This is a genomic window from Capnocytophaga sp. oral taxon 902, from assembly GCF_013394735.1.
GTDB classification, from domain to species: Bacteria; Bacteroidota; Bacteroidia; order Flavobacteriales; family Flavobacteriaceae; genus Capnocytophaga; species Capnocytophaga ochracea.
The window spans coordinates 2,090,104-2,107,857 of record NZ_CP058261.1; the positions used below are offsets into that span (position 1 = coordinate 2,090,104).

At 39.7% G+C, this 17,754-nt stretch carries 16 protein-coding genes and 1 tRNA gene; 12 read left to right on the plus strand and 5 right to left on the minus strand.

Translation table 11 applies throughout. The features are described 5' to 3' along the window. Genes HW278_RS09000 through HW278_RS09010 form a run of 3 tightly spaced genes read right to left on the minus strand, consistent with a single transcriptional unit; the run spans window position 1 to window position 3,206 of the window. A complete protein-coding gene (locus HW278_RS09000) occupies window positions 1-1,038 on the minus strand; it encodes a phosphatase PAP2 family protein (protein ID WP_178977593.1) in 1,038 nt (345 codons plus the stop codon). Next, window positions 1,035-1,637, minus strand: coding sequence for a PAS domain-containing protein (locus HW278_RS09005; RefSeq protein WP_178977594.1), 603 nt, complete (start codon window positions 1,635-1,637; stop codon window positions 1,035-1,037). Before HW278_RS09005 ends, HW278_RS09000 begins: the two co-directional genes overlap by 4 nt. An 18-nt stretch (window positions 1,638-1,655) precedes the next feature. Then, the gene (locus HW278_RS09010) at window positions 1,656-3,206 is read right to left on the minus strand and encodes a glycine--tRNA ligase (RefSeq protein WP_178977595.1); all 1,551 of its coding nucleotides are present in this window, start codon (window positions 3,204-3,206) and stop codon (window positions 1,656-1,658) included. A gap of 199 nt (window positions 3,207-3,405) precedes the next feature. Between HW278_RS09010 and HW278_RS12710 the strand changes: the two genes are divergently transcribed. The 6 genes from HW278_RS12710 (at window position 3,406) to HW278_RS09035 (ending at window position 5,854) form a co-directional block, all read left to right on the plus strand. After that, on the plus strand, window positions 3,406-3,528 hold the full coding sequence (locus tag HW278_RS12710) for a hypothetical protein (RefSeq protein WP_255493597.1): 123 nt from the start codon (window positions 3,406-3,408) through the stop codon (window positions 3,526-3,528). Between the two features lie 22 nt (window positions 3,529-3,550). Beyond that, window positions 3,551-4,240: a ComF family protein gene (locus HW278_RS09015; RefSeq protein WP_178977596.1), complete on the plus strand. Its 690-nt coding sequence runs from the start codon at window positions 3,551-3,553 to the stop codon at window positions 4,238-4,240. Between the two features lie 51 nt (window positions 4,241-4,291). After that, complete coding sequence (locus tag HW278_RS09020; protein ID WP_002675425.1) at window positions 4,292-4,594, plus strand: hypothetical protein; 303 nt, start codon at window positions 4,292-4,294, stop codon at window positions 4,592-4,594. An 81-nt stretch (window positions 4,595-4,675) separates the two neighbouring features. Continuing rightward, on the plus strand, window positions 4,676-5,242 hold the full coding sequence (gene gldD, locus HW278_RS09025) for a gliding motility lipoprotein GldD (RefSeq protein ID WP_002675426.1): 567 nt from the start codon (window positions 4,676-4,678) through the stop codon (window positions 5,240-5,242). A 69-nt stretch (window positions 5,243-5,311) separates the two neighbouring features. Further along, entirely contained in the window at window positions 5,312-5,761 is a 450-nt protein-coding gene (locus HW278_RS09030) for a GatB/YqeY domain-containing protein (RefSeq protein WP_015782518.1), read from the plus strand. A gap of 19 nt (window positions 5,762-5,780) precedes the next feature. Then, window positions 5,781-5,854: transfer RNA gene (locus tag HW278_RS09035), tRNA-Arg, on the plus strand. 60 nt (window positions 5,855-5,914) lie between these two features. Here HW278_RS09035 and HW278_RS09040 read toward each other — a convergent pair. Next, complete coding sequence (locus HW278_RS09040) at window positions 5,915-7,489, minus strand: NADP-dependent glyceraldehyde-3-phosphate dehydrogenase (protein ID WP_178977597.1); 1,575 nt, start codon at window positions 7,487-7,489, stop codon at window positions 5,915-5,917. Window positions 7,490-7,575: 86 nt separating this feature from the next. After that, window positions 7,576-7,752 (minus strand): CAL67264 family membrane protein, encoded by a 177-nt coding sequence (locus HW278_RS09045; RefSeq protein ID WP_002675432.1) that lies wholly within the window; start codon window positions 7,750-7,752, stop codon window positions 7,576-7,578. Window positions 7,753-7,939: 187 nt separating this feature from the next. On the opposite strand from HW278_RS09045, the gene HW278_RS09050 reads away from it, so the two are divergent. The 6 genes from HW278_RS09050 (at window position 7,940) to HW278_RS09075 (ending at window position 17,671) form a co-directional block, all read left to right on the plus strand. Continuing rightward, the gene (locus HW278_RS09050; RefSeq protein WP_178977598.1) at window positions 7,940-8,167 is read left to right on the plus strand and encodes a hypothetical protein; all 228 of its coding nucleotides are present in this window, start codon (window positions 7,940-7,942) and stop codon (window positions 8,165-8,167) included. A gap of 701 nt (window positions 8,168-8,868) precedes the next feature. Then, entirely contained in the window at window positions 8,869-11,895 is a 3,027-nt protein-coding gene (locus tag HW278_RS09055) for a SusC/RagA family TonB-linked outer membrane protein (RefSeq protein WP_178977599.1), read from the plus strand. An 18-nt stretch (window positions 11,896-11,913) separates the two neighbouring features. Then, a complete protein-coding gene (locus HW278_RS09060) occupies window positions 11,914-13,572 on the plus strand; it encodes a SusD/RagB family nutrient-binding outer membrane lipoprotein (protein WP_178977600.1) in 1,659 nt (552 codons plus the stop codon). A gap of 18 nt (window positions 13,573-13,590) precedes the next feature. Beyond that, window positions 13,591-14,949, plus strand: coding sequence for a hypothetical protein (locus HW278_RS09065; protein ID WP_178977601.1), 1,359 nt, complete (start codon window positions 13,591-13,593; stop codon window positions 14,947-14,949). A 12-nt stretch (window positions 14,950-14,961) separates the two neighbouring features. After that, window positions 14,962-16,221 (plus strand): DUF1735 and LamG domain-containing protein, encoded by a 1,260-nt coding sequence (locus HW278_RS09070; RefSeq protein WP_178977602.1) that lies wholly within the window; start codon window positions 14,962-14,964, stop codon window positions 16,219-16,221. Window positions 16,222-16,273: 52 nt separating this feature from the next. After that, a complete protein-coding gene (locus HW278_RS09075) occupies window positions 16,274-17,671 on the plus strand; it encodes a BT_3987 domain-containing protein (protein ID WP_178977603.1) in 1,398 nt (465 codons plus the stop codon). Window positions 17,672-17,754 lie beyond the last annotated feature (83 nt).

Sequence of the window (17,754 nt, forward strand, 5' to 3'; positions counted from 1 at the left end):
TTACTTAAATTTAATATTTACTCCAAGTAGCTGATATCCTTCCCAAGTGTTGGAGGTACAGAATTCCCAATTATATTTTACTTTATTAACTAAGAAAGTGTCTTCTTTTTTTATTTTAGTAATGCGTCTGTTAGCAATCGTTTTACCGGTGATATAGCCCACAAATAGGGCAATAGGGTAATCGGAAGCCCAGTGTACTTTACTTTGCATCATCTCGTAGCACATCAAGCCTAAGGCTGTGTAACCTACGGGCTTTATCCATTTGTAATCAGGGTAGTTTTCGGCAATCACTGTGAGTGCTGACATTGCAGTAGTGAGGTGTCCAGAGGGCATAGCGTCATACATAGGGGTATCCTCTTGGTAAGCTTTAAAACTGGGAGCAAACGTCCACTGACTGTGCCAACGCCCGTCGTCTGCGGTTATAAAAGGACTCTCGCGCCCTGTGAGTCGCTTGATGGGTTGTACAAATGCCCCTGATACAATAATACTTTCCAATATCTGCATAGCAGTACTTTTGGCGCGATAATCACCTGTGATAAGACCATAAGTAGCCATCCCCCCACTGATGATGATAAAAGTCGTACCATTGCCAATAAAGTACATTGCTGAGTTTACATCGGCGGGAATAATCTTCAAAAAACCTAACTTTTTATAGGTATGTGCTTCATTTAATCCTAAATTCTCTCCCAAATTTCTACTCTCTCTAATGAGCCAAGGGTCAGCGGGGATAAGTGCAGCGGTTGCTCCAATAGCTGCCAATCCGTAAGGATAATTCGGTTTAGACGCCATCTCGACCGCTGATTTACCTATGTTGCGTGGTATTTTGTTGAAGATATCCACAAAACGCGGTTTTTGGTATACATAGGTTAGATTATCGTTGATTTTATATTGTTTGCCTGATAAATCTGCTTCAGATGGGTGTGAGCCTTGCAAAGCATTTGCAATGCTATCCAATGTAGTTTGTGGAATAGAGTCGTTTTCCTGTGCTGTAACAGGATATAGGGAGAAAAGGAGAAAGGATAGTAAAAAGTATTTCATCGAATGAGTTCTGTTAAAAAGCTATCGGTGTTTTTGTTGTTATAGAAGGCTTTGATTTCTTCAGCATTTTCTTTGAGCAACTGACGAATGAAAGCATCGTAGGTAGTTTTACGGTCTTCTAAAAAGCCGTTGAAATAGCGTTCGCTTACTTCCAAACCATTGGCTTTTTCTATCTTTAAGAGTCGTTCGTACAAAGGGGCTATATGCTCGCTGATGAGTGCTTTAGGCAATGCTTTGCGGTGTGATACAAAAGCAGTAATTTCATCTTGCTCATTGCGTATGATTTCAAAATTAGTAATCACCCAATAATAGCGCCCGCTTTTAGAGAGGTTCTTGATGATAGCGTGGAAATTATTATGCCCTTTGAGGTTTTCCCACAGTATTTTAAAAACTACTTTGGGCATATCGGGGTGGCGGATAAGGCTATGAGGCTGGTCGTATAACTCAGCCTCAGTATAGCCTGATACTTCTTGAAATGCCTTATTGGTTTCCATTATATGTCCGTGCTTGTTGGTACGACTCATCAGGGTAGTGGTTTTATCCCACAACACTTCTTCGTCTATGGGCACGGGACGTTTGATTGTTGGAGTTTCAGTCATTTTCTTACCTCTTATCTCTTACTTCGTATCTAATTTGTGAAGCCAATTGCGCATATCCACTTCTTTGGCAATAGCAGCGCGCAATTCGGGAATGGCAATGCGCACTTGCTCCATAGTGTCGCGGTGGCGTAAGGTAACGGTGTTGTCGTCCAAAGTTTGGTGATCGACGGTTACGCAGAAAGGTGTACCTACGGCATCTTGGCGACGATAACGGCGACCTACTGCATCTTTTTCGTCGTAAGCTACATTGAAATCGTATTTTAGCTCGTTCACAATTTGTTCGGCAACTTCTGGAAGTCCGTCTTTTTTGAGCAATGGCAATACGGCTACTTTGGTAGGAGCCAACACAAAAGGCAAGCGCAATACGGTACGGGTATCTCCTCCTTCTAACGCTTCTTCTTGCAATGAATTGGAGAATACCGCAAGGAACATACGGTCGAGCCCGATAGAGGTTTCGAGTACGTAAGGAGTATAGCTCTTGTTTTCTTCGGGGTCGAAGTATTGCATTTTTTTACCTGAATACTTTTCGTGGTTACCGAGGTCGAAATTAGTACGAGAGTGGATACCTTCTAATTCTTTGAAACCAAATGGAAAACGGAACTCGATATCGCAAGCAGCATCGGCGTAGTGGGCGAGCTTTTCGTGTGGGTGGTAGCGATAGTTTTCTTCACCCATTCCTAAGGACAAGTGCCATTTGAGGCGGGTTTCTTTCCAATACTCATACCATTGTTGTTGGGTACCTGGTTTGATGAAGAATTGCATTTCCATTTGTTCGAACTCGCGCATACGGAAAATAAACTGACGTGCCACAATCTCGTTGCGGAAGGCTTTACCCGTTTGGGCGATACCAAAAGGAATTTTCATACGTCCGGATTTTTGCACGTTTAGGAAGTTTACGAAAATACCCTGAGCGGTTTCGGGACGTAGGTATAAATCCATAGAGGCATCGGCAGAGGCGCCGATTTTGGTGCCGAACATTAGGTTGAACTGCTTTACATCTGTCCAGTTGCGAGAACCTGTTTCGGGGTCGGCAATTTCGAGTTCTTCGATAAGGGCTTTTACATCGGCGAGGTCTTCTTTTTCAAGCGATTTACCCAAGCGGTGTAATATTTCTTCGCCACGTTTTTTGTATTCTAACACACGAGGATTGGTAGTTATAAACTGCTCGCGGTCGAAAGCATCGCCGAAGCGTTTTTGAGCTTTAGCGATTTCTTTTTCAATCTTATCATCGAGTTTAGCGACGTAATCTTCTACGAGCACATCGGCGCGGTAACGTTTTTTAGAGTCTTTGTTATCGATAAGAGGGTCGTTGAAAGCATCGACGTGCCCAGAAGCCTTCCACGTAGTAGGGTGCATAAAGATAGCAGCATCGATACCCACAATGTTCTCGTTCATCTGCACCATTGCGCGCCACCAATATTCGCGGATATTCTTTTTTAGTTCAACGCCATTTTGACCATAATCGTACACGGCACCAAGACCGTCGTAGATTTCACTTGAAGGGAAAATAAAGCCATATTCTTTGGCGTGAGCAATAACTTTTTTGAATTGATCGTCTGTATTTGCCATATATTCAATTGATTTTCAGTTGTAAAAATAGATTAAGTTTTGTTTCAGATCAAAAATAATTGGACAAAGGTACTATTATTTTTTGGAAAAAGGAGTATATTTGCCGAAAAAGTTTTAGATTAATGGTTAGTGGTTAATGATTAATGGTTAATGGTTAATAGTGAAATTGGGAGAGGATTATACAAAGCTTATAGGATAGATGAACAAAGAGTGGGTCTACAGTGGCTCTACAGTGGCTCTACAGTGGGTCTACAACGAACAAAAGACGAACGATGAACGAGGAGCGGAAGGAGAGAAGGTGGATTTAAGAGGAAGCTATTAACGACCTATTAGCTAAAAGAATTATGATTTTATCGGATATACTTTCGGTGTTATCACCTGCTTATTGCAGAGGTTGTGGAAAATTGTTGGTTACAGGTGAGCAATTTTTGTGTGTAAATTGTAGAGAAAAGTTGGAAGAAACGAACTTTCATTTGCAGGCGGAAAATTTGTTTACCCAGCGACTGACAGAAGAGTGCGAAGTGTTTGCGGCTACTGCATTATTTTACTTTAAAAAGGACAATATGGCACAACATTTGATACATCTTTTGAAGTATAAAGGAGAAGAGCAGATAGGGGAGTGGTTAGGGCAATGGCTCGGTGAAAAGATAAAGAATGCGCCCCTATTTCAGCAGGCTGAGGTGGTGTTGCCTGTGCCTTTACACAAAAGCAAAGAACGCAAGCGAGGATACAACCAAGTAGCCTTGTTTGGCAGGACATTGGCTTCGGTATTACACCTTGATTATATAGATGATGTATTGGTGAAAATTGAAGCTAATACTACGCAGACCCGAAAGGTGGTGTGGCGACGTTTGAAGGAGAGCGAACATATATTTTCTCTTCAAAATACTCATAGAATAGAAGGCAAGAAGGTGCTTTTGGTAGACGATGTGGTGACCACAGGAGCCACGCTCACGAACTGTTATGAGCTTTTGAAAACCGTACCCAATGTGGAAATAGGCGTTGCTACAATGGGATATGCGATGTTGGGATAAGAAAGGAAATATATTGATAAACAGAAAATTAATAACTAAATATAAAATTGTATGAAGAACACTTTTAAATTAATTGTTGCAGCATTTGTAATGTTTGCATTTAGTACTAATGTAGGGGCTATGACCCTTAATGTAAATCAAATCGCTAAAAGCCTTATCGTAGACCAAGATGGTAACGGAGGAGTGAAAGTGAAGAAATCTTGCGATAAAGACGGCGAGAAAAAAGAGTGCAATAAAGATGGCAAAAAGAAATCTTGTTGCAAAAAAGACGGTAAGAAAGATGGCAAAAAGTCTTGCCACGAAAAAGGTGGTGAGAAAAAAGAAGTGAAAGCAGAAGAAAAACCTGTAGAATAATTTTTCACCCATTATAAAAACTTTTTTACACTGAAAAACCTTAGCATAAGTGGCTGAGGTTTTTTGGTATTAGTGTGATGTATGAAAAAACTTATTTATAGTCTGTTGAGTAGTGTAGTGCTATTGTTAGTAGCTTGTGGTACTGATATATTACCTAAGCCTAAGGGAGTATTGCGATTGGAATACCCGCAAGCATCGTATCAGAAAGTAACCGAATTGCCTAATTGTCCGTTTACTTTTGAGGTAAATACGCTATCGGAATTGAAATACAAACCCCATTCGTGTGATGTTAATATAGAATATCCTGCGATGAAGGCTACGGTTTATCTCACTTATAAAAATGTGAATGGCAATATCCGTCAGTTGCTGAGTGATGCACAGAAGTTTACTTATGACCATACGATTAAAGCGGATAATATTGCTTCGACAGTATTTATGAACGATACGACCAAAGTGTACGGTATGTTTTACCAAGTGTATGGCAATGCAGCTTCGCAAGCACAGTTTTACGCTACTGATAGTGTGCGTCATTTTATATCAGGTTCGGTGTATTTTAGGGTGGTTCCTAATTACGATTCGGTACAACCTGCGAGTAATTATTTAGAAAAAGATGTGAGAAGGATAATGGAAAGCCTCCGTTGGAAATAAAAAACAGGGGTAAAAGTTGGCAGTTTACAAATATAGCATTACTTTTGCCCCACAAAACACTGGAAAATTATGAGTTTACAAACTAAAGTAATGGAGGCTCTCAAAGAAGCGATGAAAGCCAAGGACACAGTGGCATTAGAATCGTTGAGAGCTATTAAATCGGCTATTTTGTTAGCCAAAACAGAAGCAGGGGCTGCCGAAGAACTTTCGGAAGCTGATGAACTTAAACTGTTGCAAAAATTAGTAAAACAGCGCAAAGACAGTGCGGCTTTGTACGCACAACAAGGTAGGAATGACTTAGCTGAGCCTGAATTAGCCCAAATGGCGGTGATAGAGAAGTTCTTACCGGCTCAACTCAGTGAAGCAGAAGTAGAAACTGCTCTGAGAGGGATTATTAACCAAGTGGGTGCTACTACGCCTAAGGATATGGGCAAGGTAATGGGTGTAGCCACCAAACAATTGGCAGGTAAGGCTGATGGCAAGCTCATTTCGGAGATTGTAAAGAGATTATTGTCTTAGTAATATATAGTTTAAAAGAGGCCGCATAGTTCAACTGGATAGAATATCAGATTCCGGTTCTGAAGGTTGGAGGTTCGACTCCTCTTGCGGTCACGAGGAAAAAGCAGGTTGCTATATAGCAACCTGCTTTTTTATATACCTTATAAATATACTTTATAAAATGAAATCGGTGTTGATGAAGTTAGAAGCGCCGGTGCGGAGGAGGTTCTCTACTATCCTGTCGTTGTAGTCGTTGTTTTGGAACGATACAAAGGTGCGGATAGAGAACGAGCGTAAGGCATCGTGTACGCTTAGGGTACCCACAGCTGAGTCTTTTCTACCAGTGAAAGGGAATACATCGGGACCTCGCTGACACAAGCTGTTGAGGTTCACACGGCAGAGCATATTCACCAACATATCGATGAGAGGGGAGAGCTCGTGTGGGTCTTCGCCAAACAGACTGATTTGCTGTCCGTATTTAGAATCGGAAATCTCATCTATAATCTCGTTGATATTGGAGAATGGTTTTACTGGAATAAGGGGACCAAACTGCTCTTCGTTATACACTCGCATTTCCTTGGTAACGGGATAAAGTACCGCAGGGAAAATGAAGTTATCAGTGCGCTGACCACCTTTTTTATTCTGAATAGTAGCGCCTTTGGCAAGAGCATCGTCTATGAGTTCTTGTAAGAAAGCAGGTTTATCGACCTCAGGTAGGGGAGTGAGGGCAACTTTTTCGTCCCACGGATTACCGAACTTGAGCGCATCGACCTTTTCGGAAAAACGCTTGAGAAACTCATCTTTTATCTTGGCGTGTACGTAGAGGATTTTTAGTGCTGTACAACGCTGTCCGTTGAAAGACAAAGCTCCTTTCACGCATTCGTTTACTGCCAAATCAAGATTGGCGTCAGGAAGTATTACTCCAGGGTTTTTAGCTTCCAAGCCAAAGACAAGGCGCAAGCGGTTTTTCTTAGGGTGCTGGTCTTGCAGTGCAATAGCTGTCTTACTGTTGCCTATGAGTGCCAATACATCTACCTTGCCACTCTCCATAATGGGTGGTGCAACGGTGCGACCGCGTCCGTAAAGAATATTAATCACCCCACGAGGGAAGGAGTTTTGGAAGGCTTCCAATAGAGGCGTGAAGAGTAATACCCCGTGTTTAGCGGGCTTAAAAATCACTGTGTTGCCCATAATAAGTGCAGGGATAATCAGTGCAAAGGTTTCATTCAGTGGGTAGTTATAAGGGCCTAAACAGAGTACAACCCCTAAGGGGCCACGACGAATGAGGGCATAGACTCCATCGCGTTGCACGAATTTAGACGACTCGTTATCGAGTTCTTTATAAGCATTGATGGTGTCGTAGATGTACTCTACGGTACGGTCAAATTCCTTACGCGAGTCGTCCAGGTTTTTGCCGATTTCCCACATCATCAGTTTTACGACCTCATCGCGTTGCTTTTCCATTTGTTTTACAAATTTGAGCATTGCGGAGATGCGGTCTTTTACTTTCATTGTAGGCCACAAACCTTTACCTTTGTTATAAGCCTCGGTAGCCGAATGAAGGGCTTCTAAAGCATCAGCTTTGCCTAACGAAGGCACGCTACCCAAGAGGGTATGCTCATACTTTTCAGTAGAAGAAATAGTGGAGTAGATATTGGTGAACTCACCTTTCCACTCACGGAGTTCGCCATCAATAAGGTAAGTGTCTTGGCGAAAGGGTTTTACTTGAAATTGTTCTGGTATATTCATAATTTTTTAATTAGCAAATTAGTAAATTAGCAAATGAGTAGGGTATGTACATTTGCTAATTATCACATTAACAAATTAGCAAATTGTCATACTCTTCCTTTGAGGGCGTTGAATACCCAAGCAATAGCAAAAAAGCCGATGCCTACTGCTCCGAATCCAAAGCCTGCTACTTCGTTGTATTTAAAGGCTCCTAAAGCGATAAGCCCTAAGCCTACTACTATCATTATGAGGGTTGCCCACCCTAATACAGCATTTTTATTCATTATTATGATTACAAGTATCGGTTATCAGTAGGCAAAAGTAGAAAATAATTAGCAAATGAACAAATTTTTGAATTAATGGTCAATGATTAATGGTTAGTGGTTAATGGTTAGTGGTTAATGGTTAGTGGTTAATGGTTAGTGGTTAATGGTGGAATTGGCAGAGGATTGTACAAAGCTTATAGGATAATTGAATAATGGGTGGGTCTACAGTGGGTCTACAGTGGGTCTACAGTGGGTCTACAGTGGGTCTACAGTGGGTCTACAGTGGGTCTACAGTGGGTCTACAGTGGGTCTACAGTGGGTCTACAGTGGGTCTACAGTGGGTCTACAGTGGGTCTACAGTGGGTCTACAGTGGGTCTACAGTGGGTCTACAGTGGGTCTACAGTGGGTCTACAGTGGGTCTACAATGAATAAAAGACGGTGTGAGTTACACAGACAGATATAGAAAAGACAAAGGTAACCTTCCCCTTACACATACCCAGCTTTCGCGGTACACATACCCAGCTATCGCTGGCTACCTCCAAAGGGGGGACTAAAGCGACGTAAAGACGAAGAATGAACGAAGAAAAAGTGAAGCTAAGTTAAAGGTAAGGTAGAGATAAAAAGAGGGTTATTGTTAGTTTTTGACTTTGTAAAAGGTTGTAGTACGAAAAGCAATTAGAAACTTTGGTAAAGTGTATGGTCGGGAGAAGGGGAGAAGAATAGTGGTTTGCGATTTTGAAAGGGAGTGATGAAAAGACGCTGAGATGAAGGGGAGAAGACTTTAACATTTGTTTTAAGAAAATATTAAGAATGAGTATTGATTTAGAAAAAAAGACTTTAATTTAATGTGTAAACTATTTTGGTTATAATAATTAAATAGATTTAAAAAAATAACCATATAAGATGAGCTTCTCTTTAATAAAATAGATATAAAGAAGATTATTTTTTAATCTTTGGAGATTTTTGAAGGAGAAAAATATAAAATTAGTACTTTTGATTCTGTTTGATTATCAATAATATATATTTTTGAAATAAAGAAAAAGAGAAAAAAAAGGAAAAAAGTAAGGTAAAAAATTTGCGCTATGTTAAAATATTCCTAATTTTGCGCCCAAATTAATTTATTCAATAAAGTAATGAAAGTAAAAATATCAATGCTAATGTTCGTTTTTGCATTGTTTAGCGGTGCGCTAATGGCACAAACGAAAGTAACTGGTACAGTTACAGGCAGTGATGGTATGCCACTGCCAGGTGTAAGTGTTGTGATTAAAGGTACAACACGTGGTGTTTCAACTGACTTTGACGGGAAGTATGAACTACAAGCAGCTGCCAATGAAACTATTGAGTACAGCTTCTTGGGGTATAGTACTCTGCAAAGAAAGGTTACGAAAGCGAGCGGTACTCTTACTTTAGATGTGGTGTTACAAGAAGAAGCACAACAACTTGGTGAAGTAGTGGTAACCGCTTTGGGTATCAAACGCCAAGAGAAAGCCTTGAGTTATAACGTACAACAAGTGAAGTCGGAAGAACTTACCAAAGTGAAAGACGTGAACGTGGTAAATAGCCTCAACGGTAAAGTAGCGGGGGTGAATATCCAACGTAGCTCTTCTGGGGTAGGTGGTTCTACCAAAGTGGTAATGCGTGGTCTCAAATCATTGGACGGTAATAACGGTGTGCTCTATGTGATTGATGGGGTGCCTTTGTTCAACAAACAAAGTGATGGCGGAGGTAATAACTTCGGTCGTCCAGGTGGAGGAGAAGGTATTTCAGATATCAACCCTGAGGATATCGAAAGTATCAACGTACTTACAGGTCCTTCGGCAGCAGCTTTGTACGGTAGTGAAGCCGCTAACGGGGTAATCCTTATCAACACTAAAAAAGGTAAAGAAGGTAAAACTGAAGTAAACCTATCCAGCAGTGTAGAGTTGATGACTCCTATATTATTACCTGAATTCCAAAATACTTATGGTAGTAATGGTGATAAAAGCTGGGGAGCTAAATTAGCAACACCTTCTACTTTCGAACCTCGTAAATTCTTCAATACAGGTACAAACTTTATGAACTCTGTTACCTTCTCTACAGGGAACGCTCAAAACCAAACTTTTGTATCGGCTGCACAAACCAATGCCGAAGGTCTCATTCCTAACAACGCTTACTATCGTTACAACGTAGGGGTGCGCAATACCGCTAATTTTGCTAAAGATAAATTGCACTTAGATGTAAGTGGTAACTTTATCCGCCAAGGTAGCCGTAATATGATGGCGGGAGGTGGTTATTTCAACCCCTTAGTAGGTTTGTATTTAATGCCACGCAGTATGGATTATCGCGATGTACAAGCTTATGAACGCTACAACCCTTCAAGAGGTATTTATGAAAGATATCAACCTTATTCTGATAGAGTTGACAGTTACTTCTCCGAAAACCCTTATTGGGTAGCGAATCGAGAACTCTTCTTGAACAACAAGAAACGCTATATGATGTCGGCTTCTTTGAAATACGATATCCTCGATTGGTTGAACGTTACAGGGCGTGTGCGTTTAGATAACGACTACGGTACTGCTGAAGAAAAACTATATGCCAGCACTACCAACTTCTTAATCGGTTGGAAAACTGAATGGGGGCCTAACAACAACGGTTCTTATGCTAATACCCAAACTAAAGATGAGCAAACTTATGCCGATATAATGTTTAACGTCAATAAAAACTTTGGCGAAAAATTCTCTTTAACAGCTAACGTTGGTTCAAGTTATAACGACCGTTATAGCACAGGTCTTTCGGCAAGAGGCGTGTTGTTCCGTTTGCCTAACCTCTTCTCAACAACTAACTTCGACCCTCAACGAGGAGGCTCAGGTCAGAGCTATTCTCGCGCTAAAAACGTAGCGGTATTCGCAAGTGCCGAACTTGGCTATAAAGGTATGTTATACCTCTCAGCTACAGGTCGTAACGACTGGTCTTCACAATTGGTAAACTCTGCCGAACCTTCATTCTTCTATCCTTCAGTAGGGCTTTCCGCAGTGATTTCTCAAATGGCAAAATTGCCTGAGTTTATCAACTATTTGAAAGTACGTGGTTCATATACTGAGGTAGGTTCTCCTATCAGCAAAACAGGTATTACTCCAGGTACTATTACTCACGAACTTACTGCCGACGGCTTGAAAACTAATAAGGTATATCCTTATCCAGAATTTAAAGCTGAACGCACTACTTCTTGGGAAGCTGGTTTAAATACCAAATTGTTCGGTAATAGCTTGTCAGTAGATTTGACTTTGTACAAATCTAACACTTATAATCAATTCTTTGAACAACAATTGTCCGCTTCTTCTATCTACTCTTCTTTCTATTTGCAAGCAGGTAACGTTGAAAACCGCGGTATTGAGTTGTCAGTAAATTACAATAAAGAATTCCTTAACAAAGAACTCAACTGGAATTCTACTCTTACCTATTCACGCAATGTGAACGAAATAAAAGAATTAGTTCGCGGTTACCGCAATCCTTTCACTGGTGAATTATTTGATATTACAGAAGTGCGCAAAGGTAGCACTGTATTGCGCGAAGGCGGTAGTATGTCCGATGTTGTAGTAAGAGGTGTATTGCTCCGCGATGTGAACGGTGATCTTATCGAAGAAGCTTCTCAATACAAATTTGATAAAACTCAAGAAGTAAAATTAGGACGTTCTACCCCCGATTTCCAAATGGGATGGCGCAACACCCTTTCTTATAAAGGTATCGATTTGAGCTTCTTGTTCAACGGTAGCTTTGGAGGTATCGTTTTAGCAGGTACACAACCTATGCTCGATGCTTATGGAGTATCAAAAGCTTCTGCCGATGCTCGTGATAATGATGGAGTAGTAGTGAATGGTAAAAAATACGACGCTCAAAAATACTACAATACCATTAAAGACCTTCCTGGTTATTACTCTTACGACGCTACTAACGTACGTCTCCAAGAAGTATCACTCAACTATACTATAGATGGTAAACACTTCTGGGATAAAGTGAAAAGCGTAACGATTGGTGCCATTGGTACTAACCTTTGGATGATTTACAACAAAGCTCCTTTCGACCCTCAACTTACTTATGGTGTAGGTACCTATGCTACTACTGAGTTCTTTATGACTCCAAGTGCAGCTACTTACGGTGCGAGCTTGAAAATTAAATTCTAATTCAAAAACGACAAAACAATGAAAATATTCAATAAAAATATAGCAGTTGTAGCATTATCAGGTATATTACTCGGTGCTTGTACTAAAGATTTTGCCGATGTAAATACTAATAAAACACAACCTACCGATGAGGATATTAACCGTGGTGGCTATGCTTCTGGTGGATATTTCACCGAGCTGGTACAACGCCCCGTCCCTACAGGAGTAGGTGTTGACCCTGCTAACGACTATCAAGTAGTACAAAATATGAGTACTGATAACTGGGTAGGTTACTTCTCTCCAGGGCGTAATCACTGGGATAATGGCAATAACCAAACTAGTTACTATGTGTCCGACTTCCGTGCCAATGGTACTTTCTCTACACTTATTACAAAGGTGATGAACCCTTATTTTGAGATTAAAAACCGCTTGCACAATGTCCAAACTGTAAATGGTAAATTGGTGTATACCCCTAAAGATTTGACAAGCCAAGCTGCTTATTCTTTAGCACAAATCGTAAAAATAATGGCTATGCATCGCGCTACCGACCTCTTTGGTCCTATCCCTTATAGCGATATGGAACCTGGTAAAATCAAAGCTAAATACGATAGCCAAGAAAAAGTTTACAAATCTTTCTTAAAAGAATTAGACGATGCAGTAACCATACTCAATCAATATGGAGCTAACAACAAAGTGTTAGAAAACTTCGACCCTGTGTACCAAGGTGATACTGCTAAATGGATACGCTTAGCTAATTCATTGATGTTGCGCTTAGCAATGCGTGTACGCTTTGCCGACCAAGCGCTCGCTCAACAATATGTAATCAAAGCTACTACGAATCCTGGTGGACTTATTGAAGACGATTCTCAAGCAGGTAAGTTAGTAACCTCTAGTAAATATATTTTCGACCATTCCTTGGTAACTATGTTAGGTTATGGTGAGCTTAAAATGGGGGCGACTATCTATTCTTACCTAAAAGGATATGACGACCCTCGTATGGCTAAATACTTTACCAAGGCAACTGCCGATACTCAAACCTCCGATTTCTACGCTGTACGCTCTGGTATCGACCCTACCACCGATGTAGCTGTTTACAAAAACTTCTCAGTACCTACTGTAGTGCAAACTACTCCTACCTATTGGTTGCGCGCTTCCGAAGTGCAATTCTTACTCGCTGAAGCTGCTTTAATAGGATGGTATACTAACGATACTGCCGAAAATTTGTACAAAAAAGGTATTGAAGTATCTTTCGCCGAAAATGGTTTAACTGCTGCTCAAGCGCAAAGCTATTACAATAGTAGTGCTCAACCCGCTAACTATGCCGACCCTAAAAACTCTGTTTACAACATCAGTGCAGCGAGCACTATTGATAAAAAATGGCTCACCAGCGGTAGTACTGAAGACCATTTAGAGCAAATTATCACTCAAAAATACCTCGCTAACTATCCTAATGGTTTCGAGTCTTGGAGTGAATGGCGTCGTACGGGCTACCCTCGTATGTTTACAGCCGCTTTAAACAGAACCAATGTAGGAGTGCAAAATATCCCTGCTTCTGGTAAAGATTTCGGTATGCGTCGTTTCCCATTCCCTGAAAATGAATTTAAACAAAACAGAGAAAACGTTACAGCTGCTCAAGGCCTCTTAGGTGGTACTGATAACGCTGCTACTAACGTATGGTGGGACAAAAAAACTAAATAAATTTAAAAGTAAAATACGATGAAAAAATTTGTATACACACTATTAGCCCTTACTATCGGACTTACAAGCTGTAGTAAGTGGACAGAAACAGAGTCGAATGCCGAAGATTTTGAAAGAGCGGCATTAGAGGACTTAAAGAACAAAAGAGACGCTGCTAAATGGCTCGCTGAAGCTGAACGTACTGAAGAGAACAAAAAAGCTCTTGAAGCCTATTGGGCTCAGCTCCGCGAGTACAAACAAAAAGCGTGGCTCAATACAGGTGAAGCAGGCGGACAGGTGCCTATGGTATATTTTTGGTTTGATGGGCCTACTTGGCAACCTGTAAAAGGCATTGCACGTGGCTGGTTACAAGCTGTACCCGACTCGATAGTAGCGCTTTCTATTTGGGGAGGTACTAATATGCGCCCCGAAACTCTAACCGCTAATCACAAAAAAGATATTGAGGTTTTCCACAAAAAGGGAGGCTCTATCTTAATGTGCTGGCAAACTCCAAGTGTAGGTTTAGGCTTACCCGCTACCAAAGAAGGAGTGTCAGGTAGTCAAGACTTTCATAACAAATATCCTTATGCTGAATGCTATAACCAATGGCCTGAAATCTATGCTCGTGAATTAGCACGCTATATCATCGCTATGGATTTTGATGGTTATGACGTAGACTGGGAAACTTGTGGAAACCATAATCAAAATCTTACAGGAGAAGAACAGAAAAAACAGACTCCATTAATGGTAGATTGGGGTAATGAGAATAGTAATATAGCTAAATTTGTAAAAGAAATGGCTAAATACTTTGGTCCTATAGGAGCAGATCATGCTGTAAAAACTCAAGCAGAACGCGAAGCTAATCTTAAAGCGTTATTTACCGCTTCTACTTCAGGATTCCACCCTAAAGAAGCTGAATATATTAATAATTTCAAATCTTATTTGCCAGCTAACTATCTTACCAAACGTTACTATTTCTGTGCCGATGTGCCCTGTCACGTAGCAGCAATTTTCCATAATCACTTTACTACTTATTTTGATAAACACTTTTTACAAGACTATAATGTTAATGGGGTAGGAAATCATATTGAACATTTAGGAGGTGTTTACTACAACTCTACCTCAGCTAATTATCAAGCAGGTAAATTTAATGTAATGATAGGAAAAGGAAAAGCTGTAAAAAATAAAGAAATATGGGGTTTAGGAGCATACCACGGACAAAGTGATTACGCTGTTACTAATGAAAGTGACCCTCACTTCAAAAAATATCTCCAAGATAATAATATTACTCGTAAGTATTTGCACTACGCTTGGACTCGTGAAGCGATCCGCATCGCTAATCCTCGCCCTGATTACTCAGGCTATAAAGAAATGGAACCTACAATCATTCTCCCTTAAAAAATTATTACAATGAAAAATACAATCATAAAATTAGCGAGTGTAGCCCTTTTCTTAGGGCTCACCGCTTGTCAAGAAAAGTTAGACAACGACAATAGTAACAGTCTCGGAAACCTTTCAGCGGTGTATATGAACGACAACAATGTCAATGTGAGCTTTGCCAAGTCTACTGAATCAGGTAGCACTAAGTTTGAAATCCGTATGTCTAACCTCAGAGACCGCAATGAAACCATCACCATTGCTACTACCGATTTTTTTCCTGAATACAACGAGAAAAACACCACTAATTACAAAATGTTACCTGTCTCTGAATACGAATTGTATGAAGAAGGTAATACTACCAATAAATCTACTAATGGTAGTTTGAATATCACTCTAAAAGCTGGACAAACCGCTGTACAAGTGGGAGTGAAAGTACGCCCTTTAAATGATGATACCTTCCCTTTAGGCATAAAATACGCTATCCCATTGCGTATCGTCTCTGCTTCTTTGCCTATTCTTTCTAATAAAGATGTGGTAATAAGCCTTAGTCGTCCGTTCAAAACTTCAGTAGCCAAAATTAAACAAGGCTATGGTTTAGGAGTGAAAGTAGCTGACAATATTCAAGGAAATGATGAATTTACCATACAAGGAATGTTCTTGTTTGAAGAATTTCACTCCTATAATAATACCAATGTAAATATGTCACTTTTCCAAGGCGAAATGTTACCTTATACCCGTATAGATGCTGGTAAAATACAGGTGAAAAACGGTGGTGGAGATAGCCCCGACGATTGGGCAGAATCTAAAGATATTGCTGTAGGAAAATGGGTACAAATTACCTTCACCTATAAAGACTCTTTCCTTAAATTGTATATCAATGGTAAACTTATTAAAACTTATCAACGCCCTAGCTTAAAAGTATCTCCTGGTATGCGTATCAATATCGAAAATACCCAAACCTCTTATTCTGCGAATCGTTATTTTCGCGAGTTTAGATTGTGGAACAGAGTTCTTACCGATGCTGAGATTGTAGATGGTTTATACTTACCTGTTGATCCAACTAGTAAAGGTTTGGTAGCCTACTTGCCTATCACCAAAAAAGACGGTTTTAAAGATATGAGCAAGTACAATAATACCACTATCTATAGAAAAGGTACTTCTTCCTATAATACAGGAGAACAAGATGGTGATTCGTATGTAAAAGATATTGATGAAGCTACCTTTACCCCTACGGTAGAATGGAAAGAAAATGTAAAATTCCCATCTGAAATCTTAGATACAGAAGATTAGTAATAACAATGAGGCTATACTGTAAAGAAATAGCTTCTAAAAAATAAACACAATGAAAAAAATAATATTCAATAGTTTAACAGTCGCTTTCTGTTTTTCACTATTAGTATCTTGTAAAAAAGACGAGATTACTGTCGAAAAAAACGATAGCACTACTTGGGAAATTGATAAAAAAATAGAAGACAACGATATTCGTACCCAATTAGGGTATGACCCTCGTCTTAACTATATTTATCTCAGACCCACTGTTGCCGATCTGCCAATGCTCTCTTTTGGTAATGTAACTATTAATAGAAACTATACCAAAGAAGTAGAAGTAAGACTGCTTGACAAACCTTATGATAAGGATGTTCAAGTATCATTTGCTTACGATGCATCAGCTTACGACAAAGTAAAAGCTGATTATTCAGGCTTTGAATTAGGAGATGCAAACCTTGTTCAGTTGAGTGAAGCTACCAAAACCCTTAGTAAAGGTGAAACTTCTGTTACTTTCACGCTTACTATTAGCAATAACTCTAATTTTAACAAAAAAGTCATTTTGCCTTATGCTTTAAAAGTAACCGATAGCGGTCTTACACTTCCTAAAGGGAAAGATGTATTTGTACTAAAAGTCTTCCCTGAAGAAATAAAAATCACTGCTGAATCTAAAGTTGTTTCTAAATTTTTAGGCTACTACAATGGTAGTGTTTATATAGGGAATAGTGATAAGGAAGTCGCTTTCACTATAAAGAGTAGCTATGAACTTCCAACAGGACTTAAAGTAGCCTTAGTGCGCGATGATAGTGCTGTGCTAAGTGGTAGAACCCTCGCGCCTGCAGGAGTTGAAGGAACACTCCCCGAAGCTGATTTCGATGCGTTAAGCAAAAAACTTACTTTCAATCTAAATGAAGATTCTTTTACTAATAAGGGAGAATACGCATTACCCCTCAAATATGTAGTAAAAGATGCTTCGGGTAATGAACAAGAATTGAGTAATAACAAACTCTTCGTGAATTTCGACATTAAAGAGTTAGTCTCATCAAATGATAATGTAGAAGTGGGCACTCAACCATCAGGTAAAATAATAGATAGAAAAGGTATTATCGCTTCTTATTATGGAGACATATATTACTCTCCAAGATTTCTATTAGATGGAGATGAAAATACCTATTCTTATGTGAGAGATGGCGCTTATTATTACTTTACTTTTCCTAAAGTAAGACTTATAAAATCAGTAGTATTGAAACCTATATCAGGGAACCAAGTGAAAAATATATCAGCGTATGCTGGTATGACACAAGGAAGTGAGCAATATCAAGGAACTATAACTTATAACGGTAGTGGTGATATTGTAATAACCTTTAAAAAAGCTGTTCCTCTTATACGTCTATCAGTAGGAAACTTTGTTAATGATGAAAACGCTTCCTCTTATTGGATGGGATTCTCTGAAATTAATTTCTACGAAGAGTAGTAAAAATTAAATAAAATACTATTCTATTTTTAATAGAGTAGTATCTTTTATAAAAAGGAATGTTTACTAAACATTCCTTTTTT